The sequence below is a fragment of the Pseudomonas sp. 2995-1 genome (assembly GCF_002742505.1).
GTDB lineage: Bacteria > Pseudomonadota > Gammaproteobacteria > Pseudomonadales > Pseudomonadaceae > Aquipseudomonas > Aquipseudomonas sivasensis.
In genome coordinates this window covers 1-293 of record NZ_LJSA01000415.1, presented here as the reverse complement: position 1 = coordinate 293, position 293 = coordinate 1, and the positions used below count along the sequence as shown (strand labels likewise).

Sequence of the window (293 nt, the reverse complement as noted above, 5' to 3'; positions counted from 1 at the left end):
AATAAAGAGAGTCGTGGTCAAGGTATTGCGAATATGGTAACTGGTTGCTTTGGTGGTATGGCTGGGTGTGCAATGATTGGTCAATCTGTAATTAACGTAAAATCAGGTGGTAGAGGACGCTTATCCACATTAGTAGCAGGTGTGTTCCTAATGGTCCTCATTGTATTATTGGGTAATGTAGTAGTACAAATTCCTATGGCTGCACTTGCAGGTGTTATGATCATGGTTTCAATTGGAACATTTGATTGGAATTCATTAGTTAATATTCATAAAGTGCCTAAGACAGATGCTGC

General features: G+C 39.2%; 1 protein-coding gene. It reads left to right on the top strand.

The features are described 5' to 3' along the window. Positions 1–293, top strand: a 293-nt coding sequence (locus AOA61_RS21670) for a SulP family inorganic anion transporter (RefSeq protein ID WP_143521235.1), incomplete at both ends; no start/stop codon positions are given.